Source organism: Kribbella sp. NPDC051952 (assembly GCF_040680855.1).
In the GTDB taxonomy this organism is placed as follows: Bacteria; Actinomycetota; Actinomycetes; order Propionibacteriales; family Kribbellaceae; genus Kribbella.
In genome coordinates this window covers 1-2,719 of record NZ_JBFAXQ010000015.1, presented here as the reverse complement: position 1 = coordinate 2,719, position 2,719 = coordinate 1, and the positions used below count along the sequence as shown (strand labels likewise).

The 2,719-nt window shown below is 69.8% G+C and carries 1 protein-coding gene; it reads left to right on the top strand.

Going from position 1 to position 2,719, the window contains the following annotated elements; translation table 11 throughout:
* Positions 1-1,232 precede the first annotated feature (1,232 nt).
* The coding region (locus AB0L70_RS25835; RefSeq protein ID WP_363688385.1) for an ADP-ribosyltransferase at positions 1,233-2,719 on the top strand (1,487 nt) is incomplete at its 3' end.

The window sequence follows — 2,719 nt, the reverse complement described above, 5'->3', positions numbered from 1 at the left end:
CGGGTTCGACCACCCCCGGCTCCACGACTTCGGGGTCGACCACCCCCGGTTCGACCACCCCAGGAACCGGCGGCTCACACCACCCGAGCTCGGTAGACCCAACCCGTCGCCCCGACGGCTCCCGCCACGACCCCACCCGCGATCCCGCAGACCGCGCGAACCCCACCACCCGCGAACCCTCCGACCACCGGGATCCCACCACCCGCGAACCTTCCGACCGCCGGGACCCCACCACCCGCGAGCCCTCCGACCGCCGCGACCGCGAAGAGGAAGAGCGCACACCCAACCGCCGCCCCGGCGAGCCCAACACCCCCGACGGCACCGACCCCACGTCCAATCGCCCGGGTGAGCACACGTCAACCCGTCCCGGGGAGCACAAGCCCGCTGAGCCGACGCGCCCGGGGGAGCACACCCCCACGCGTCCCACCGAGCACACGCCCACCCGCTCGGGTGAGCAGACGTCGACCCGCCCCACGGAACACACCCCGACCCACCCCGCCGAACACACGCCCACCCACCCCGCCGAACACACGCCCACCCGCCCCGGCGAGCACACGCCGACCCAGCCGGGGGAGCACACGCCTGGTCGGCCCGCGGAGACGACTCCTGCGCGGCCGGGGGAGCCGGGGCGCCACGGTGATCCGGATCCGGTGGTTGCGCCGCCGTACGTGCCTACTCATGACCCGGCTGCGTCGCATACCCCGTCCACGCCCGGTCGCCGGCCCGAATCCATCGCCGACCGACTGGACCCGGAGCGTGTCAGCGGCAAACGTGCCGAAGGAGACCGAGTCGAAGGACACCGGACCGAGGGCGAAGGTCTCACCCACCCCGAACACCCGACCAGAACCCGCCCACCCGAGCGCACCCAGGAGCACACACCGCAGCGCACGTCCGAACCCACCCGCCGCCCCCAAGAACCCGCCGCCCATCACGACAACTCCGACTCTCACGAGTCGACGACCCGCGACTCCCACGAGCCGACGACTGACGACCCCAGCTCCCACGAGCCGACGACTGACGACCCCAGCTCCCACGAGCCGACGACTGACGACCCCAGCTCCCACGAGCCGAGGACCCGCGACTCTCACGAGCGGGCGTCCCGCGACCGCGACTCGCACGAGTCGAACGCGCACGGGCGCGACCGGCACGATCACGACGCGAACGACCCCGCAGGACGTGATCCCGGCGCACGCGACCGTGACGGGCGCGAGCGGGATGGGGGTGGGGATCGGTTGGAGGAGTTGTATCGGAATCATGCGGGGGAGGATGACGGGGTACGGCGTACTCCTGAGGAGCATGGGTTTGCTCCGGGGGACAAGCGGCGTACGGCGGACCCGGAGGTGTTGGAGCAGGCTGCTCGGGAGGCGGAGGAGTTTGCGCGGAAGGTGCCGCGTGGGTTCCACGAGTCGGTGAAGCTGATCACGCAGAGCAGCTTCAAGTTCGTGAACAGGGCGCTGTACGGCGGGCATCATCTGAAGGACTTCCGCCGGGTGATGGAGACCGACGGGAACAGCGGCCTCACCCCGCGGACGGTCCGCGCGGCCGAGGAGCTCGAGCAGGTCGTGCGTAGCGCGCCGGATGCGCCTAAGCCGCGGACCGTGTACCGCGGCGTGCGGATGCCGGAGCATCTTCCGCACAGTGAGCTGGTCAACTGGGCGCGTGATGCGTTCAAGGTCGGTGAGGAGATCGACTTCAAGGCGTTCCAGCACACGTCGCTGAACCCGGCGGTCGCGTCCGACTTCGCGCATCAGAGCAACCGGACTGGCGTCGTGCTGGAGGTGCAGACCCGGAAGGGTGCACCGGTCGGCAAGATGAGTGGGTTGGAGGACTCCGAGGCCGAACTGCTCCAGCCACGCAACCGGCGGTATCGCGTGGTCGGGATCAGCGAGAACGTCTCGTTCGACAGCCGGCACCTCACGTCCGACGGCAAGCCGAAGGAGGTCCGCGAACTAGTCGTCCACATGCTCGACGTAGAGGACTTCCCGACCACCCACGCGGCGCACTCAACAAGCGGTCACCACACCGACCCCGAAACCCCCCAACGCATCCCCCGCGAAACCATCGACCTCCAGAACTTCGCGCCCCCGAACCCCTCCCACCGCGTAGACCACGCCCCCGACCCAGACACCACCCAACGCATCCCCCACGAACACCTCGCCGACCCTGACAGCACCCAGCGGGTCCCGCGCGAGCACCTCGCCGACCCCGAGACCACGCAGCGCATTCCCCGCGAGCACCTCGCCGACCCGGAGACCACGCAGCGCATTCCACGGGAGCACGTGCAGCAGTACGACGCTCAACGGGGCGATCAGCCTCACCGCGAGCACAGTCCGGACGCGGACCGCACCCAACCCATCTCGCGCGAAACCATCCGCTCCGCCGACCACGGCCGTCACGACGGTACGCCGGACTCCCGCCCCAACCCGTGGACCCGCCGAACCGATGCCCCCGGCAACGATCCCGACACCCACGACCACACCCCAGACCCAACCCACCACCACAACACCTCCAACGAACCGGCCCACCACCCCACCCCCGACCCCAACCAACCCGGTCACTCGAACCAACCGAACCAACCCGGTCACTCGAACCAGCCCAACCAACCGAACCAACCGAACCAGCCCAACCAACCGAACCAACCGAACCAGCCCAACCAACCGAACCAACCCAACCAACCCAATCTGGAAGGTCACGCACGACCCGAGCAACGTGTCATGGG